The following is a 16,561-nucleotide window of genomic DNA, read 5'->3' as shown; positions in this document are numbered from 1 at the left end:
ACAGCGGCGGTGGCGGGATGCGCAGGCCAGGGGCCGGCGCGGCGCGTTCAGCCCCCGGTGCTGCCGAGGCGGATGGTGTGTTCCACCCGGCCGCCGTAGTCGTTGATGGTGATGAAGCGGACCTGGCCGGTGCCCGCCGGTGCGGCGAACTCCAGGCTCTGCTTCGGCGCGACCATCGCGCCCTTGTCCTCGACGGCCTTTTCACTGCTGCCGGTTACGGCATGTACTTCGGCCAGAGTGACGTGGAAGGGGCTCGGGTTTTCCACCCGCAGGCGGTCGCCATTGCGGGTCCAGCGCAGCGCTGCCGGCGCGTCGTTGGCGACGCCCTTCAGGCCCTGCGGCCGGTAGAAAAGCTTCAGGCGCGAACGGAACGCGACCTGCAGGTAATTCTGTTCGCCGCTTTCGGCGTTGTCCGGGGACGGCGGCACATCCAGCACGTTGAGCCAGAACACCGACTCACGGTCGGTCGGCAGCTGCGCGCCGGAGAAGATCAGTCGCAGCGCCTGGCTGCGGCCCGGCTCGACACGCGCGATCGGCGGTGTAAGCACGAACGGGGCATCGCTGGTATCGGCGGTCTGGTTGGCGTCGCCGCTGTCGATCCAGGCCTGCACCAGCGCCGGCGAATCGCCCACGTTGTCGACCTGCACGGTGACTTCGCGCGCCTGCGCCGGATAGATCACTCGCGTGCCATTGACCACCACGCCGGCCAGTGCGTTCTGGCAGAAGGGCAGCGTGAACGCTGCCAGCAGCAGCGCCCGGGGAAAGAATGCTTTCATCGGAAGTACTACGCTCGAGGGGTGTGGCCAGCGGCCGCGGAACACCGGCCGGCGCGAACGCCGGCCAGTGGGGGCATGACTGCGATCAGTTGTAGATGATCGTGTACTTGACGCTGCTGGTGACGTCGCCCGGGGTGGCGGCGGCAGTGGCGTAGTACTCAGCGTAGTAGTTCAGGTCGGCCGAGCCGTCGGTGCCGACGGTGACCCACTGCGAGTTGGTCTGGGCCAGGCCAGCACCAGCCGCCTTGATCGGCAGGAACTGGTTGTTCGAGCCCAGCAGCTGCAGCTGCACGTTGGTGGCAGCGTTGGCCGAGGCCTGGTTGACCAGGCGGCCACTGTTGAAGTCGACGGTCGAACCCGGCTCGAAGTAGGTGGCGACGTTGCCGGCGCTGCACTTGGTCAGGTTGATGGCGAACGGGGTACGGCCCGCAACGGCGCCGGCGGTGGCCAGGGTGTTCTTGGACACGGTCGGCAGCGTCACGGCGAAGTCCTTGCCGCCCGGGGTCGAGATGGTGCAGGTCTTGTCGGTCACCTTGCCATTGAAGGTGATGGTGCCGTCGGCGGCGTTGGCGGCCAGCGGAGCGGCGGCCAGCATCAGAGCGGCGATGATATTGATCTTGTGCATTCGCTTTTACCTAACCCTACTGAAGAGATGAGAAGTAGAGGAGGAAGCAAGGAGCACTGCCGGGCTAACAAGACCCATCCTTGCGTCTCACCTGTGGCCGGACTCGGACGTAGCTTTCCCTGAATCCGTGACGCAAGTATAGGTCCAAGTGTGATGAAAGTCTCATTATTTTTCTGAACGTCAATTCATTGACGCTGGAAATGTGACGTGATAGCCGAAATCAGGACCCACGGGGGTTCGGGAACCCGACGGTCGCCGGATCAGGTCAGAAGCGACCCTGGATGACGCTTCGGGTGGCGCGTTCGGCATGCACGGAAACAAACCTTTTCCCGGCGGAAATCGCCTTCTTTGATGCGCATCACTCTTTCTTGGTGATGGCCCTAGCAGATTCGGAATCGTCCTATTAAAGGCTGATCGAAGCTGTCGCTAACTAGGACACACCGAACCAGAGAACGTGTCATGAGGAATTCCATTCTGCTGTGCGTGGCCCTGATGTCCGTCAGTGCGCTGGCCCAGGCCAGCAGCGGCAGCATCCGTTTCAGTGGCCGCATCGCCGAGCCGGGCTGCACGACGAATCTGTCCCAGGGCGAGCTGAGCCTGGCCGCCTGCCCGCCGTCGGCCAAGGGCTCGACGGTGGAAGTGACGGCGCTGGCCAACGGCCAGGCCGCGACGCTGCGCGACGGCAAGCGCCACGGCCAGAAGCTGTCGGTGTCGGCCAGCGCGCTGCGCGCCGGCGATATCGCCTTCTCCGAGCGTTACAGCGTGCAGGCGTCGACGCAGCAGCCGCTGCAGGGCGCCTATCTGGTGGTGGTCGACTACCTGTAAGCCGGCACGCTTACGCCGGCGGCAGCTCGAACACCTGGCGCAGGTAGGCCAGGTAGCCCGGGTCGTCGCACATGCTCTTGCCTGGCGAATCGCTGAGCTTGGCCACCGGCTGGCCATTGCAGCGGACCATCTTGATGACGATGTTGAGCGGCGTTGGCCCCAGATCATTGGTCAGGTGGGTGCCAACGCCGAAGGCGACCTGGCAGCGACCACGGAAGTAGTCGTACAGGCGCATCACCTTGGCGATGTCGAGCCCATCGCTGAACACCAGCACCTTGGTGCGCGGATCCACCCGGCGCTGCTGGAAATGCGCCAGCATGCGGTCGCCCCAGTCGAACGGATCGCCCGAGTCGTGGCGGACACCGTCGAACAGCTTGCAGAAATACATGTCGAAATCGCGCAGGAACGCATCCAGGCCGACCACGTCGGACAGCGCGATGCCGAGGTCGCCGCGGTACTCGCGTGCCCACGATTCCAGTGCCGCCACCTGCGAATCACGCAGGCGCGGGCCAAGTGCCTGGAATGCCTGCAGGTACTCATGGGCCATGGTGCCGTGCGGGGTCATGCCGTACAGGCGGGCGAAGTGCACGTTGCTGGTGCCGACCAGTTGCGGGCCGAGCGCATCGCGCAGCAGCGGCAGCAGGCGCGCATGCCAGTCACGCGAATAACGGCGGCGGCTGCCGTAGTCGGCAATGCGGCACTGTTCGAAACCGGGAGTATCACGCAGCAGCGCGGCCTTGGCCTGCAGCCGACGCTCGCCCTCGGCAAAGTCGGCGGTGGTGGTGTTGCGGAACCAGACTTCGTTGATGATCGCCAGCAGCGGGACTTCGAACAGGATGGTATGCAGCCACGGGCCAGTGATGTCCAGTTCGATTTCGCCGGGCACGGCCGTCGACGCGCGCAGCTGGATGTACTTGCGGTCCAGATGGAACAAGCCGAGGAAATCGGCGAAGTCGGGCTTCACGAAGCGCAGGCCGCGCATGTAGTCCAGTTCCGCGTCGCTGAAACGCAGGCTGCACAGGTGGTCGATCTCTTCGTCGATCTGGTCGATGTAATGGGCCAGGTCGATGCCGGGCGTGCGGCACTTGAACCGGTACTGCACCTGGGCACCGGGGTGCTGGTGGAGCACCGCCTGCATCATGGTGAACTTGTACAGGTCGGTGTCGAGCAGGGACTGGATGATAGGCATGAGGCGGATTATGCGCCCGGACGGGTGAACCGGGGTGGCCGCGGGCACGCTCGGCTCTCCGCGTGGGTAGATCCGCGCCATGCGTGGATGCAGGTTCGGCCCTACAACGACCTGCGCAACAGGCGCGGTACCAGCATCAGGGCGTGCCCCCAGATCGCGGCCCACACCGCCACGCGCACCGGCAGCGAGCGCTGCCTGGCCTCGAACTTCTGAAAGTAGCGCCACAGGCCCCTGTGCTTGTGCCATTCAACGAAGAACGGCCGCGATCGGCTCGAGACGCCACGTACATGGGTGACCTGCAGGTCGTTTGCAATCGCCACCACGGCCCCGGCTTCGCGTGCACGCCGGCACAAGTCCAGGTCTTCGGCGTGCAGACGATACCCGGCGTCCCAGCCTCCGATCCGGTCGAACAATGCACGCGGCATCATCAGCAGTGCGCCAGACAGTGCCGGCACCCGCTGCAGCACCTGCTGCGGGTCACGCGGCAGCGCCAGCTTCGAGCCCTTTCCCGGCGAGCGCAGCATCATCAGGAAATCCGGGTCGCGGCGGCGCACGGCTTCGTCGGCATGGCCCTGCTCGTCCACCTGCTCGACACCGAGCAGGCAATCGCCCAGTGCTTCCGCCCGGCTGCGCAGTGCGGCCAACGTCTCCGGCTCGACCATCAGGTCCGGGTTGATGAAGGCCAACCAGGGGCTGCGCGAATCGGCCACGCCCTGGTTGTTGGCAGCGGCGAAGCCGGGATTGTCCGGGTTGCCGACGAAACGCACGCGCGGATCGTGGCTGGCATGGCGCTGCACGATGTCCAGCGTGCCATCCATCGAGCCATTGTCGATCACCCGGATCTCGGCCACGTCCTGCGCCTGGCGCAGGCGCGAGAGGCAGGCATCGATGGTGCTGGCACTCTGGTAGGTCACGACGATGGCGGCGATGGCAACATTCAAGCGAGTGACTCCGGCGCGGAAGGAACGAACAGGTCGCCCTGTTCCTTCGGCATTATCGCCTGCCGCATGCGCTGCTGCAGGTCGGCGCGCAGCCCGTGCAATGGATCGTGCATCAGGAAATCGGCCAGGCGCGGCACCCAGCCAGGCCAACGCGCAGCCAGCGCCTCAAGGTCGCCATCGCGGCTGGCCGCCTCGCCCGCCCGGCTCACAAAGGCGGTCTCGCACAGTACGTTGCGCCAGCCCAGGCCGGCCATGCGCAGGCTGAGGTCGACCAGGGCCGCGTTCCAGCCAGCGTAGCTGTCCACATCCAGGCCACCGGCGCGGCGGCGCGCATTGCCACGCACCAGAACCGCATGGGTGACCGCCGATGGCAGTTCCGGGTGCAGCGCCGGCAAGGCGGCGCAGGTCTGTGCCAGCAGCGCCGCATCTTCGGGCTCGGGATTGATCTCGCCCAACCGTGGCCACGCTGCGGTTTCGCCGGCATTGCACCACGGGGTTGCGGTCGCGATGGCGGCATCGCGGGCGAAGGCGTCCTGCAATTGTTGCAGCCAACCCGGCGCAGGCACGCTGTCCGGTGCCAGCACGGCCACGTCCAGGCCATCGCAGGCGCGCAGCATCTCGTCCAGATGGGCGACCTCGCCCAGTGGCCGCGCGCGCCGGGTGTACTCGGCCTGTAGTGGCGTATGTGCCAGCCAGTGTTCCACCACCGCCTGCGCACGCGGCCCGGTCTGCGCATCGTCGGCCAGCCAGACTGCGGTGCCCGGCGCGGTGCCCGCATCCAGTGCGGCCAGGCAGCGGTCGAGCGCGGCATCGTCCACGCACAGCGGCAACAACACGATCGCCCCCATCCCGCCTCCGTGGTTGTCGGTGGCCACAGCCTAGCACCGGGAGGGTATCGGCCGGGTTGCACCCGGCACCCGCTTCAGGCCAGGGCAACAGCAACAGCCGAAGCAAGAGCTGGGTTCCTGGGGTTGGCGGGGTGGGTCCGGTTGCGGGGGACGCTGCAAGTCCCCCTCCGGGGCCCGGCCCAGCCGCTGGCGGCTGTGCGTTCGGGCGCTTGCGAAGCAGTGCTTCGCAAGCAAAGCGCCCTCACCCATGTAAGCTCGGTCGCCGCATCCATGCGGCTCACGCCCCCACAACCGGACCCACCCCACCTTCGACAGTTTTCCGCGACCTGCCTGCTCTTCTGTAGAGCCGAGCCGTGCTCGGCTCAGATCTCACAGATATCGAAATATTCGATTTCGATGGAGAGTCATCCACGCATGGCGTGGATCGTGTCGACCAAGGTCGACACCTACCAACAGCAAGCAGGAAACTGTCGAAGGCGGGGCACTGTGGGTTTGCGGGGTGTGAGCCGCATGGATGCGGCGACCAAGCCTACATGGACGTATTCACGGCGTCCCCGCAAACCCGCAGTGCCCCGCCATCCCTCAGTAAACCCGCTGTTGCTGTTGCTCCGGCCTCGGCGGGTGCCGGGCGCAGCCCGGCCGCAAACCCCTTACTTCTTTGCGCGCGGCTGGTTCAGTGGCTCCATCGCGCGGAAACGCTGGCTGTACTCGTCGGTCAGATTCCGCGCTTCCAGACTGTTGCGCACGATGCTCGGGGTCAGCAGCACGATCACTTCGGAACGGCGGCTGGAGCGGCTCTTCTGCCCGAACAGCGCGCCAACCACCGGAATCCGGCTCAGGCCGGGAATGCCGCTGCTGCCATCGGTGCCCGAATCGGTGATCAGGCCGGCCAGCATGATGGTGTCGCCGCTCTGCACCGCCGCTTCGGTCGACAGCTTCTTTGTGGAAATGCGCGGGTTGCAGTTGCGCTCGGTCGGATTGCAGTTGTCGGGCACGTTCGAGGCGCTGCTCACTTCCTGCACGATGTCGAGGAACACCGTGCCGTCGCGGGTCACGCGCGGGCGCACCTTCAGGATCACGCCGGTGTCGATGTACTGCACCGAGCTGTAGCTGCTGGTGCCGATGCCGGTATTCACCGTGGTGGTGTTGATCGGCACCTTGTCACCGACGTTGAGCGTGGCCTCGGCGTTGTTGCGCACGAACACCGAAGGCGTCTGCAGCAGGCGTACATCCGTGACCTTGTCCAGCGCACTCACCACCGCCGCGCCATTGTGGCCGGTGAATGCCCAGCCCAGGCCTTCGCCGCCCGTTGCGGCACCGGCGAAGCTGCTCCACGAGCCACCCGCTGCCGCCGGCAGGGTCACGCCGCCCAATGCGCCCGTCAGGGCACGCCCGGCCACGGCGTTGTCGAAGAACCAGTTCACGCCGTACTTCAGGTCGCCATCGAGCGAGACCTCGGCCACCTGGGCTTCGATGTGCACCTGCAGGGGCATCACATCCAGCTTCTCGATCACCTCGCGGATCGACCGCCAGGCCTGCGGGGTCGAACGCACCAGCAGGGTGTTGGTCTCCTCCACCGCCGACACGCCCACGCGGTCGCCTTCCACTTCCAGGCTGACACTGACGTTGCCGGACTGGCGCTGCGGCAGGTTCATGCTGCCGTTGCCACCGCCACTGGAGCTGCTGCCCGGGACCGAGCCGAAGCTGCTGCTGTTGTTGTTGGTGCTGTCCATGCCACGATCGGAGTCGCTGCCCAGCTGCGACGGCATCGCCCCCGGGGCCAGCGAGGCCGGACTGGAACCGCCGCGGTTGCCACTGCTGGCAAATGCTTCACTGAGCCGTTCGGCCAGGTCACGCGCCTTGATGTACCGCAGCTCGTAGGAAAACAGGCGGGCACTGCCACCGGCGGTATCGATGCGGTCCAGCCACTGCTGGATCTGGTCCAGGTAACGCACCTGCGGGGTGATCACCAGCACCGCGTTGGCGTTTTCCAGCGGCAGGAAGCGGAACATGCCGGCACTGGGCGTCTTGCTCTCCTCGCCGAATACTTTCTCCAGGTCGGCAGCCACCTGCTCGGCCTTGCCCGACTGGATCGGGAACACGCCCACCGACATGCCCGACAGCCAGTCGACGTCGAAGATCTCGACGGTGCGCATGTAGTTTTCCAGCTCGGCGCGGGTACCACCCAGGGTGATCACGTTGCGGCCGCTGTCGACGTTGACGATCGCATTGGGCCGCGCATACGGCTCCAGTACCTTCTTCATTTCGGTGGCGGAGATGAACTGCAGCGGGATGACCCGTACCTCGAAGCCTCGCGCACTGGCAGCGGGCGCCGTGCTCGGCGCGACCGTACCGGCCAGCGCCTGGTCGGCGGCGACGATGTTGTAGCGGCCACCGCTGTAGACCATGCGTGCGTTGTTCCAGCCCAGCACCATCTCCAGCAGGTTCAACGCCTGCGCCGGCGACACCGGCTTGGGCGTGGCCAGGGTGACCGTGCCCTGCACCCCCGGTGCGATCACGTAGTTCTGGCCCAGCATGTCACCGAGGATGGCCTTGACCACCGCATGCACCGATTCGCCTTCGAAATTGAAGGTTGCTTCACCGGTGCTGGCGCCATGCAGTGCCGGTGCCGGTGCGCGTGCTGCTTCGCGGTTGATCATGGTGCCGGTGCCACGGCGGATCACTGCCTGCGGAGCGCCCTGCGCGTCACGGGCAGCATCCGCGGCGACATTGGCCGCCTGGCCGGCCTCGGCAGTGGGCGACAGATTGCCCTTGCGCTGCACGTGCGGCGCGGACACGGTGCTGCAGCCGACCAGCAGCGCGAGGGCAAAGGACCAGGGAAGGAAACGCAGGCTCATGCATTCACTCTATCGGTTGGTGCCATCGCCCGGGGGCGGCGACGGTTGTTGCTGCTGTTGTTGTTGCTGCAGCTGGCGGCGACGGGCCTGGATGCGTTCGCGGATGGCCTGCATCTGCGCTTCGCTGGGGCCGTTGTTGGTGGCAGGGGCGGATGCCGCAGCCGAGGGCGCTGGCGCACTGCCAGCAGGCGACGGCGATGGGGTTGCCGCAACCGGCGGCGGTGCCGGCGGAGCGCCTGCCGGGGGCGGCACAACGATCGCACCTGCCGGCGGCACACCATTGGCGCCGCGCAGTACGGTCGGCGGTTCACCGCCCTGCCCGTTGAATACCGCCAGTTCCAGCACCTGGTTGCCACCGGGGCCGATCACGGTGGCCTGGCGCGGCTGCAGCGCCACCAGCTGCCAGCCGTCGACAGCTTCACCGTTGAGGCGCAGGCGCAGCGAGCGGTTCTGCTCGGTGGTGAAAGTGGCCATCCCGAAGTTGCCGGTCAGCAGCACGCCGGTCAGGCGCAGCGCGGCACTGGCGGCGGGCTCGCTGCCACCGAGCAGGTAGGGCTTGGGCCTGCGGTCCTCGGCGAACAGCGGCCGCTCGCTGATTGCGCTGTAGCTGTCGGCGCTGGGCATGCGTTCTGCAGCCAATGGCGGCAGCACCGGCAACGAGGGCACCGCGTCGGCATTGCCGCCGGCAGCTGGCAGCTGGCTGCCCAGCCCGAAGCCGGTGGCCAGCCAGACCGCTGCCGCCCAGCCGGCCAGTGCCAGCAGGAAACCGGTGCGCAGGCTGATCTGCTCAAGCTTCATCGGCCACCTCCTGCCCCTCTTCCGGCGCAGCCGGTGAAGGTGCCGGTGCAGCCGAAGGCGGTTGCGGCGCCGCGCCCGGCTCGGCTGCAGGTGCCGCCGCAGCGTCATCGGCAGCGGCACCGGGCAGCAGGTAACCGGCCAGTTCGAACGACACGTCCAGGCCGAGCCCGGATTCATTCGGCGACTGCTGGAAGCGCTGCGCGATCAGGTTGAGGTTGTCGACGAACAGGCGCGGGCTGCCGGTTTCCAGGCTGTGCAGCACCGTGGCCAGTTCGGCCACACCGCAACGCAGGCGCACCTGCATGGCAACGCGCACGAACTCGGCGTCACGACGGTTGTCGGTCAGTGGCGTGCGGTTGCTGATGGTGCAGCTGCGGTTGCCCGGGCTGGCCATCGCCACCGCATCCTGCAGCTTCGCGCCGAGCGCAGCGGCTGCAGCTTCGGCGGTGGCTTCACGCAGGAAACCCGGCCGCTGCTGCAGTGCCTCGCGGGTGGCGCGCAGGCGTTGTTCGATCTGCGGCTGCTGCTGCAGCTGCGCCTGCACGCGCTGTTCGCGCTCGCGCAGGGCGGCCACGTCGGCATCGATTTCGCGCAGCGGCTGGGTGAACCAGGGGTGCACCAGCAGCAGGTAGGCCAGGCCCAGCACTGCCAGCAGCAGCGCCAGTGCCAGCCAGCGGTCACGGCGTGCGCTTGGCATCGGCATCGGCCGCCTCCCGGGTCGGGGCCGCAGCCGGCAACGGCTGCAGTTCGGCGGTCATGGTGAAGCGGTCACGGCCACTGGCGGCGCCATCGGCCTGCAGTACGCCGGTCAGATTGACCTTGCGCCACTGCGGCGCATCCTGCAGCAGCTGCACCAGCTGCGAGGCCTCGCGGCTCAGGCCGATCAGCTGCAGGTTGTTGTTCTCGATGGCCAGCTTTTCCAGGTAGGTGCCCTCCGGCAGGCGCCGGGTCAGTTCATTCCAGATTTCCACCGTTCCGGCACGCTGGCTGCGCTGCTTTTCCAGGAATGCGGCACCATCGATCAGCGCCTGCAGCTGCGCGCGTTCGCTGGCGACACCACGCGCACTGCGTGCACTGCGCTCGACCTGCGCACGCAGCGCATCGGCAGCGTCACGGCGGTTGTCGAGCAGCTGCACGGCGGCCAGCACCAGCATCACCAGCGCGGCCACCGCCAACAGCACATTCCAGCGCCGCATGGGATCCGCGCGCAACTGGCGCTGCGCCGGTGGCAGCAGGTTCACCTGCAGAGGCTCACCCTCGCTGTCGATGGCATCGACACCGGCCAGTGCATCGGCCCACTCGCCCACGCTGGCCCGCCACGCTTCCAGCTGGCGCAGCGGCCAGGCGATCAGTTCGACCTGCAGCTGGCCCTCGGCTGCGCCCCCCAGCTCACGCACGTCAAAGCTGACCTGGCTCGATTCGAACGGCGTCTGGCGGTCGATCTCGAAACCGACCACGGCGCGCAGGCGGTCGGCCGCAGCCGCGGGCAAGCGCAGATGACGACGCAGTACCTCGCTGGCCGGCAGCAGCCACACCCGTGGCAGGCTGCGCAGCCGCGGTTCCAGCACGCGGTCCAGTTCCACCGGCGACAGCGGCCATGGCACGCTGGCAACCGCTTCGCGGCGTTCACCGGCCTCACGCCAGACCTGCAGCTGGTCACCCTGGCGCTGCAGCAGCAGGCGCGCCTGTGCCCAGCCCAGCGCCCACTGCCAACGGGCCGGCACCCACGCCAGCAGCGATTGCCGCCACCAGCGCAGGAAACGGCCGGCGCCCGGGCCGATCCGGCCCTGCACCTGCCGCACACTGTCCTGCCATGCCGTCATCTTGCTGTCATTCCCTGCTCCCAGCGAAGCACTGTGTAGGACCGCCCGGGAACCCCGCCCGAGCCATTGCGTACCACTGCCTGCAACACCGACCGGCGTCCACTGCTGTCGGTTGCACGGGACTCGATACTATAGGTGCCGCTGCTGCTGGCAAGCGTTGTCGCACCGCCAGCGGTATCTGCGTCACGCTCCTGCTGGGCGCGCTGCGCCAGCACGGTATCCGCATCCAGCCCCAGTGCGGTCAGCACCGGCGCGCTGGCGAACTGGGGATCCGGGCGCGCCTGGCGGCTGTACAGGGTCAGGTGGGGCAGCATGGCCTTGTACAGCGGGCCGCGCATGCCCAGCACCCGCTGCAGTTCGCCGAGTGTCTCAAAGCGCTTGTTGCGCGGGCCATACGGCAACCCGGCCGCCGCGTAGTCCGGCGCTTCGGCACCGCCACCGGGCTGCAGCAGGCTGTCTTCATCACGCCAGTCAACAATGGCGCCGGCCATCTGCCGGGCAGCGCCTTCGTCTTCACCGAGTGCCTTGAGGAACGCCGTCAGCAGGGTCACGTCGGCCAGGTTGAGGTTGATCTTGCCATTCTCGTCCAGCACCTTGATCTCGATGCTGGCGTCATCGAACTGCCAGCGGTAGGTGCGGCCATCGGCACGCCAGGGCGCCCGCAGCGGATCAGCGGACAGGCGCAGCAGCGCGTACTCCAGGCCGGCGCGCGCACGTTCCTGCCCGCGTGCATCGTCATCCAGTACCCGCTGCTGCAGATGCTCGACCCGTGCGCTCAGCGCGAACGCACCGACCAGCGCGGTCATCAATGCGATCAGCCACAGCACCAGCACCAGCGCCGCACCGTGTTGCCGGTTCATCGCGCACCTCCACTGCCACCGGCGCGCGGTGCCACCACCAGCAATGGCCAGGGCGCGCCCTTGGCGGGCACGATCCTGATCTCCACCAGCATCGGCAGCCGCCGGGTATCGTCCCAGCGCGGCATCCAGTCACTCATCTGACCGGTGCCCGCATCGATGCCGCGATAGCGCAGCTGCACCGACTTCAGGTTCTCAACCAACACCTCCGGCGGGCGTGGCGGATTCTCGGCGATGCGCTCGCCTTCCTGCAGCAACACTAGGTCCAGCAGCAGGCGCTGTTGCCCCTCGCGTCCGTCCACCTGCAGCGCGTGCAGGTAGGAGCCTCCACGGCCGAGGTAGCCGGGCAGGTCGGCGGCGAACAGCATGCGCTGTTCTTCCCCTTGGAAGAACACCGGTTCGCGGGTGGGGTCCGGGACCTCCAGCGGGGTGCGCAGTGCGCCGGCCAGCTGCCTGCGCAGCAGAGACTCGACCGCCCGCATGCGTTCACTTTCGGCGGCGATCTGTTCGCCGCGCTGGCTGACCGCCATCGCCGAGCGCACGCTGGCAAAGGCCAATGCCAGGCCGCCGGCCAGCAGCACGGTGGCCAGCATTACTTCGACCAGGGTGAACCCTGCGGCGCGGCGCTTCACCGCGCATTCTCCAGGTCGGGCGGCAACAGGCGCAGGCTGCGCCAGCGCAGCTGTTCGCGCTCGCTGTCACCCCAGCGCACCTGCAGCTGCAGTTCGGCCAGCCAGGGGGTTCCCGGTGACGTTGCCTGCGCGACATTGCCTGCGCGCGGCTCCGCCCACGGCTGGACCTGCAATTCCCAGTGGTAGCGCCCCTGCTCCCAGTCTCCCTGCCGGCTGCCTGCCTGCAGCGGCGAGGCGACGCCGGTTTCGGCCAGCAGCGACTGCGCATGCAGCACCGCGCGCGTGCGCAGCTCGGCATCGCGCACCTGTTTTGCGCCACCGGACAGGCTGCCCAGCAGCAGCGTCAGCGCCAGGCCCAGCAGGGCGAAGGCGATGATCACTTCCAGCAGGGTGAAGCCGCGGGCGCGCCGCTTCATTGCGCCCGCCAAGGGCCAGAGCGGACCTCACCGGTCAGCCAGCCCACGTCGATGCGCCATTCGGCGTCGTCACGCTGCAGCCGGATGCGGCCACCGCTGGAGCCGCCATCGGGGTGGAACTCGATCACGCCCTGCCCCGGCGCGGTGGCCAGCTGCGCGGCGCCTTCGAACTGCACCTGCAGCTGTGCCGGCACGTCACCGTGGCGCTGGTTGGCGCCTTCCCAGCGCCGCTTGGCCGGCTCGATGACAAAGCGCTGCGGCTCGCCGCGGGTGATCGCCTGCGCGCGCACCATGCGCAGCTGGTTGGCGATGTCCTTGCCGGCGCTGCGCAGCTGCATGCCAGCGAAACCGCGTGACAGGCCGGCAGCGGTGATCAGGCCGATCGCGGCGATCAGCGCGATCACCAGCAGCATTTCCAGCAGCGACAGGCCCGCTGCGCGCCTGCCGGGCAGGCGCGGGCGTTGCAACCGGCGCGGCAGGAAACGCGACATGCCCGGTTACGGCTGGTAGCGGATGTCGGCGTCGACACTGCTGCCACCGGCCTTGCCGTCCTTGCCCAGGCTGATCAGCTCATACGGCTGGCCCTCGCCCGGCGTGCGGTATTCCAGCGCATGGCCCCACGGATCGTTCAGATCGGCCGGCTTGGCATAGGGCCCCAGCCAGCCAGCCACGCCAGCCGGTGCAGTCACCAGATCATTGAGCGAGCCGGGCAGCTTGCCGGTATCGATCTGGTAGTTGTCGACCTTGGATGCGACGGTCTGCACCTGTGCCTTGGCAATGTTGGCCTTGCCGCGGTCGGCGCCACCCAGCACGCGGCTGGCGACCAGGGTCAGCACCGCGCCGATCAGCACGATGACGATGATGATCTCCAGCAGGCTCATGCCCGACTGGTTGCGCGCTGCGGTGAAGGAAAGGCGGATCGGTCGACGGGAAGCAATCATGGTCGGTCCTTTCAGTTGCGGAGTGTCGGGGTTGCGTAGGGATCCATCGTCAACCGATGGCATTGGTCAGGTCGTACAGCGGCACCAGCACGGCAACGATCACCGCACCCACCACCGAGGCCAGCACCAGGGTGATCGCCGGCACCATCGCCGCCAACAGGCGGTCGATGCGGCGGGCGCTGTCCTGTTCGAAGGTGTCAGCCGCTTTCAACAGCATGGTATCGAGCGCGCCGGACTCCTCGCCAACCTGGATCATCTGCAGGGCCAGGCGCGGGAAACGCTTGCCTCGCGACAGTGCCAGCGACAGGCCGGCGCCGTTCTTCACTTCATCGGCGGCCGTTTCCACGTCGGCTGCCAGCGCGCGGTTGCCCAGTACGTTGCGGGCGATGCCCAGTGCACCCAGCAGGGGCACGCCGTTGCGCAGCAGGGTGCCCAGCGTGCGCGCCAGGCGCGCGGTTTCCAGTTCACCGACGAGACGACCGATGCCGCGGCGCTGCAGTAGCCAACCATCCAGCGCCAACCGGAAGGCCGGCTGCCGCGCCTTGCGTTCGAAGAACAGCGCCACCAGCGCCGGCACCACCAGCAGCAGCACCCACCAGTCACGCACGAACAGGCCCAGCTGCAGCACTGCGTTGGTGAACCACGGCAGCGCCACGTCCAGGCTCTCGTACATCTGCGCGAACTGCGGCACCACGTAGCCAAGCAGGAACAGCAGCGCACCACCCACCACCACCAGCAGGATGGCCGGGTACACCAGCGCGTTGATCACCTTGCCCTGCAGGGCCCGGCTGCGTTCGAGGTAGTCGGCCAGGCGCTGCAGGGTTTCGTGCAGGCTGCCGCCGGCCTCACCGGCACGCACCATGTTCACGTACAGGCGCGAGAACAACCCATGCTGGCGTTCCAGTGCGATCGACAGCGGCGCGCCACCGCGCACCACATCGCGGATGTCGGTGATCGCGCGACGCGAACGATCGTCTTCGGGCAACCCGAGCAGGATCGACAGCGCGCGGTCCAGCGGCTGGCCCGCACCGAGCAGTGTCGCCAGCTGCTGGGTGAACTGCAGCAATGCCGCGCCCTGCAGCGGCCGTTGGCGGAACAGGTTGCGCCAGGTACCGCCACCGATCGCACCGCCATCGGCCAGCTGTGTCTCCATCGGCAGATGGCCCTGGTCCTGCAGGCGCGCGACCAGCTCGGCCTCGCTGGCCGCTTCCATCTGCCCGTCGAAGATCTCGCCGTGCGGATTCAGTGCCTTGTAACGGTAGGTCGGCATGTCAGCCCCGTCGTCCTGCGCGCATCAGCTTTCCTCGGTGACACGCAGGACTTCCTCGATGGTCGTCTGCCCACTGAGGGCCTTGGACAGGCCGTCTTCGTACATCGTGCGCATGCCGGCTTCGCGGGCAATGCGTTCGATCTCGCCCATGCCGTCGCGGCGCATCACCGCACGCCGCAGCGCATCGTTCATCACCAGGAATTCCATGATGGTGGTACGACCGAGGTAACCGGTCGGCGCCAGCGCCGAGGGCCTGGGGCGGAACAGATGGATCGGCCCTTCCGGCTGCAGGCGGCGCAGCTCGAAGCGTTTGATTTCCTCCGGCGAAGCCTCGTAGCGCTCGGCGTGGGTCGGTTCCAGCCGGCGCACCAGGCGCTGGGCCAGAATCCCGTTGATGGTGGAGGTGAGCAGGTAGTCTTCCACGCCCATGTCGAGCAGGCGGGTGATACCACCGGCGGCATTGTTGGTGTGCAGGGTGGACAGCACCAGATGGCCGGTCAGTGCCGACTGGATCGCGATGCGCGCGGTTTCCAGATCGCGCATTTCGCCGATCATGATGATGTCCGGATCCTGGCGCACGATGCTGCGCAGCGCGTTGGCGAAGTCCAGGCCGATCTGCGGCTTGGCCTGGATCTGGTTGATGCCCTCGATCTGGTACTCGACCGGGTCCTCGACCGTGATGATCTTGACGTCGGCGGTATTGAGCTGGCTCAGCGCGGTGTACAGCGTGGTGGTCTTGCCCGAGCCGGTCGGGCCGGTCACCAGCAGGATGCCGTGCGGCTGTTCCAGCACCTTGCGGAACTGCGGCAGGAACGCATCGGTGAACCCCAGCCGGTGGAAATCAAACACCACTGTCTCGCGGTCGAGCAGGCGCATCACCACGCTTTCGCCGTGCGCGGTCGGCACGGTGCTCACGCGCAGGTCCAGCTCCTTGCCCTGCACGCGCAGCATGATGCGGCCGTCCTGCGGCAGGCGGCGCTCGGCAATGTTGAGCCGGGCCATGATCTTGATGCGGCTGATCACCGCTGCGGTGAGGTTGGCCGGCGGGCTTTCGCCCTCCACCAGCACGCCATCGACACGGTAGCGGACCTTCAGGCGGCTCTCGAACGGTTCGACATGGATGTCCGACGCGCGCAGTTCCACCGCACGCTGGATCACCAGGTTGACCAGGCGGATCACCGGCGCTTCCGAGGCCAGGTCGCGCAGGTGCTCGATATCGTCGACCGCGCCGCCCTCGCCGTCTGCGGTCTCCACGATCGCGCCCATCGCGCTGCGGCCCTGGCCGAACCAGCGCTCGACCAGGTCATCGATCTCCGCGCGCATGCCCAGCACCGGTGTCACCGGAACCCCCAGCGCCAACTGCACGGCCTGCTGCGGATAGGCATCGTGGGCATCGGCCAGCCACAGACGCACCCCGTGTTCATTCAACTCCAGCGGGCACACATGGAACTGCTTCAGGAAGCGCAGCGACAGTGGCATGCCCTCGGCCAGTGCCTGTGGCGGGGCCTCCGGCACCTGCCTGCCCTCCAGCAGCGGCAGGCCCAGCACCTCCGCGCTGGTCTGTGCCTGGTCGCGTTCAGACACCAGGCCCAGGCGCACCAGCAGGCCCAGCAGGCTGCCGCCGGCCTCGGCGTGCAACGGCCGCGCGCGCGCCAGGTCTCCTTCCTTGAGCCGGCCGCGTGCCAGCAGCGCATCCAGGATGCGGCCTTCGGCATCGTCGGTAACGGTTGCAGCGAGCGCGTTCACGTGACTCTCCTGTCAA

17 protein-coding genes are annotated in these 16,561 nt (G+C 67.7%); 1 reads left to right on the top strand and 16 read right to left on the bottom strand.

The features are described 5' to 3' along the window. Positions 1–47: 47 nt before the first annotated feature. Both VG543_RS17835 and VG543_RS17830 read right to left on the bottom strand, forming a co-directional pair. Positions 48–776 (bottom strand): fimbrial biogenesis chaperone, encoded by a 729-nt coding sequence (locus VG543_RS17835; protein WP_019661018.1) that lies wholly within the window; start codon positions 774–776, stop codon positions 48–50. Between the two features lie 85 nt (positions 777–861). Then, a complete protein-coding gene (locus VG543_RS17830; RefSeq protein WP_019661017.1) occupies positions 862–1,401 on the bottom strand; it encodes a fimbrial protein in 540 nt (179 codons plus the stop codon). A 459-nt stretch (positions 1,402–1,860) separates the two neighbouring features. On the opposite strand from VG543_RS17830, the gene VG543_RS17825 reads away from it, so the two are divergent. Next, positions 1,861–2,226 (top strand): hypothetical protein, encoded by a 366-nt coding sequence (locus VG543_RS17825; protein ID WP_111098855.1) that lies wholly within the window; start codon positions 1,861–1,863, stop codon positions 2,224–2,226. Between the two features lie 10 nt (positions 2,227–2,236). On the opposite strand, the gene pncB is transcribed toward VG543_RS17825, so the two are convergent. The 14 genes from pncB to gspE all read right to left on the bottom strand — a co-directional run bounded on the left by pncB (position 2,237) and on the right by gspE (position 16,545). Further along, on the bottom strand, positions 2,237–3,415 hold the full coding sequence (pncB, locus tag VG543_RS17820; protein ID WP_021203170.1) for a nicotinate phosphoribosyltransferase: 1,179 nt from the start codon (positions 3,413–3,415) through the stop codon (positions 2,237–2,239). Positions 3,416–3,516: 101 nt separating this feature from the next. Then, positions 3,517–4,356: a glycosyltransferase family 2 protein gene (locus VG543_RS17815; RefSeq protein ID WP_019661014.1), complete on the bottom strand. Its 840-nt coding sequence runs from the start codon at positions 4,354–4,356 to the stop codon at positions 3,517–3,519. Then, complete coding sequence (locus VG543_RS17810; RefSeq protein WP_021203169.1) at positions 4,353–5,204, bottom strand: glycosyltransferase family 2 protein; 852 nt, start codon at positions 5,202–5,204, stop codon at positions 4,353–4,355. The genes VG543_RS17815 and VG543_RS17810 overlap by 4 nt, the downstream gene beginning before the upstream one ends. A gap of 650 nt (positions 5,205–5,854) precedes the next feature. Next, the gene (gspD, locus tag VG543_RS17805; protein WP_329859338.1) at positions 5,855–8,062 is read right to left on the bottom strand and encodes a type II secretion system secretin GspD; all 2,208 of its coding nucleotides are present in this window, start codon (positions 8,060–8,062) and stop codon (positions 5,855–5,857) included. A 9-nt stretch (positions 8,063–8,071) separates the two neighbouring features. Further along, a complete protein-coding gene (locus VG543_RS17800; protein WP_423178919.1) occupies positions 8,072–8,860 on the bottom strand; it encodes a hypothetical protein in 789 nt (262 codons plus the stop codon). Beyond that, positions 8,850–9,557: a type II secretion system protein GspM gene (gene gspM, locus VG543_RS17795; RefSeq protein WP_312543829.1), complete on the bottom strand. Its 708-nt coding sequence runs from the start codon at positions 9,555–9,557 to the stop codon at positions 8,850–8,852. The genes VG543_RS17800 and gspM overlap by 11 nt, the downstream gene beginning before the upstream one ends. Further along, positions 9,538–10,683, bottom strand: coding sequence for a PilN domain-containing protein (locus VG543_RS17790; protein WP_312543482.1), 1,146 nt, complete (start codon positions 10,681–10,683; stop codon positions 9,538–9,540). The genes gspM and VG543_RS17790 overlap by 20 nt, the downstream gene beginning before the upstream one ends. Next, complete coding sequence (locus tag VG543_RS17785) at positions 10,680–11,543, bottom strand: general secretion pathway protein GspK (protein WP_019661008.1); 864 nt, start codon at positions 11,541–11,543, stop codon at positions 10,680–10,682. The genes VG543_RS17790 and VG543_RS17785 overlap by 4 nt, the downstream gene beginning before the upstream one ends. After that, a complete protein-coding gene (locus tag VG543_RS17780; RefSeq protein WP_019661007.1) occupies positions 11,540–12,172 on the bottom strand; it encodes a type II secretion system protein J in 633 nt (210 codons plus the stop codon). Before VG543_RS17780 ends, VG543_RS17785 begins: the two co-directional genes overlap by 4 nt. After that, positions 12,169–12,588, bottom strand: a complete 420-nt coding sequence (gene xpsI / locus VG543_RS17775) for a type II secretion system protein XpsI (RefSeq protein WP_312543481.1) — start codon at positions 12,586–12,588, stop codon at positions 12,169–12,171. Before xpsI ends, VG543_RS17780 begins: the two co-directional genes overlap by 4 nt. Beyond that, positions 12,585–13,079 carry a type II secretion system protein XpsH gene (gene xpsH / locus VG543_RS17770; protein WP_019661005.1) on the bottom strand — a complete coding sequence of 165 codons (495 nt, stop codon included), beginning with the start codon at positions 13,077–13,079 and terminating at the stop codon, positions 12,585–12,587. The genes xpsI and xpsH overlap by 4 nt, the downstream gene beginning before the upstream one ends. Positions 13,080–13,085: 6 nt before the next feature. After that, positions 13,086–13,529 (bottom strand): type II secretion system major pseudopilin GspG, encoded by a 444-nt coding sequence (gspG, locus tag VG543_RS17765; protein ID WP_021203164.1) that lies wholly within the window; start codon positions 13,527–13,529, stop codon positions 13,086–13,088. Positions 13,530–13,578: 49 nt separating this feature from the next. Beyond that, positions 13,579–14,799: a type II secretion system protein XpsF gene (gene xpsF / locus VG543_RS17760; protein ID WP_312543480.1), complete on the bottom strand. Its 1,221-nt coding sequence runs from the start codon at positions 14,797–14,799 to the stop codon at positions 13,579–13,581. 24 nt (positions 14,800–14,823) lie between these two features. Then, positions 14,824–16,545 (bottom strand): type II secretion system ATPase GspE, encoded by a 1,722-nt coding sequence (gene gspE, locus VG543_RS17755; RefSeq protein WP_058980469.1) that lies wholly within the window; start codon positions 16,543–16,545, stop codon positions 14,824–14,826. Positions 16,546–16,561 lie beyond the last annotated feature (16 nt).

It is taken from the genome of Stenotrophomonas sp. CASM101, assembly GCF_049384845.1.
Classification (GTDB): Bacteria; Pseudomonadota; Gammaproteobacteria; order Xanthomonadales; family Xanthomonadaceae; genus Stenotrophomonas; species Stenotrophomonas hibiscicola.
The sequence above is the reverse complement of the archived record's forward strand: the minus strand, read 5'-3'. Positions and strand labels throughout refer to the sequence as shown.

Bases quoted from the DNA above. Each gene is read 5' to 3' on its own strand.
- VG543_RS17835 (WP_019661018.1), bottom strand. From the start codon at position 776: ATGAAAGCATTCTTTCCCCGGGCGCTGCTGCTGGCAGCGTTCACGCTG.
- VG543_RS17830 (WP_019661017.1), bottom strand. From the start codon at position 1,401: ATGCACAAGATCAATATCATCGCCGCTCTGATGCTGGCCGCCGCTCCG.
- VG543_RS17825 (WP_111098855.1), top strand. From the start codon at position 1,861: ATGAGGAATTCCATTCTGCTGTGCGTGGCCCTGATGTCCGTCAGTGCG.
- pncB (WP_021203170.1), bottom strand. From the start codon at position 3,415: ATGCCTATCATCCAGTCCCTGCTCGACACCGACCTGTACAAGTTCACC.
- VG543_RS17810 (WP_021203169.1), bottom strand. From the start codon at position 5,204: ATGGGGGCGATCGTGTTGTTGCCGCTGTGCGTGGACGATGCCGCGCTC.
- gspD (WP_329859338.1), bottom strand. From the start codon at position 8,062: ATGAGCCTGCGTTTCCTTCCCTGGTCCTTTGCCCTCGCGCTGCTGGTC.
- VG543_RS17800 (WP_423178919.1), bottom strand. From the start codon at position 8,860: ATGAAGCTTGAGCAGATCAGCCTGCGCACCGGTTTCCTGCTGGCACTG.
- gspM (WP_312543829.1), bottom strand. From the start codon at position 9,557: ATGCCAAGCGCACGCCGTGACCGCTGGCTGGCACTGGCGCTGCTGCTG.
- VG543_RS17790 (WP_312543482.1), bottom strand. From the start codon at position 10,683: ATGACGGCATGGCAGGACAGTGTGCGGCAGGTGCAGGGCCGGATCGGC.
- VG543_RS17785 (WP_019661008.1), bottom strand. From the start codon at position 11,543: ATGAACCGGCAACACGGTGCGGCGCTGGTGCTGGTGCTGTGGCTGATC.
- xpsI (WP_312543481.1), bottom strand. From the start codon at position 12,588: ATGAAGCGGCGCGCCCGCGGCTTCACCCTGCTGGAAGTGATCATCGCC.
- xpsH (WP_019661005.1), bottom strand. From the start codon at position 13,079: ATGTCGCGTTTCCTGCCGCGCCGGTTGCAACGCCCGCGCCTGCCCGGC.
- gspG (WP_021203164.1), bottom strand. From the start codon at position 13,529: ATGATTGCTTCCCGTCGACCGATCCGCCTTTCCTTCACCGCAGCGCGC.
- xpsF (WP_312543480.1), bottom strand. From the start codon at position 14,799: ATGCCGACCTACCGTTACAAGGCACTGAATCCGCACGGCGAGATCTTC.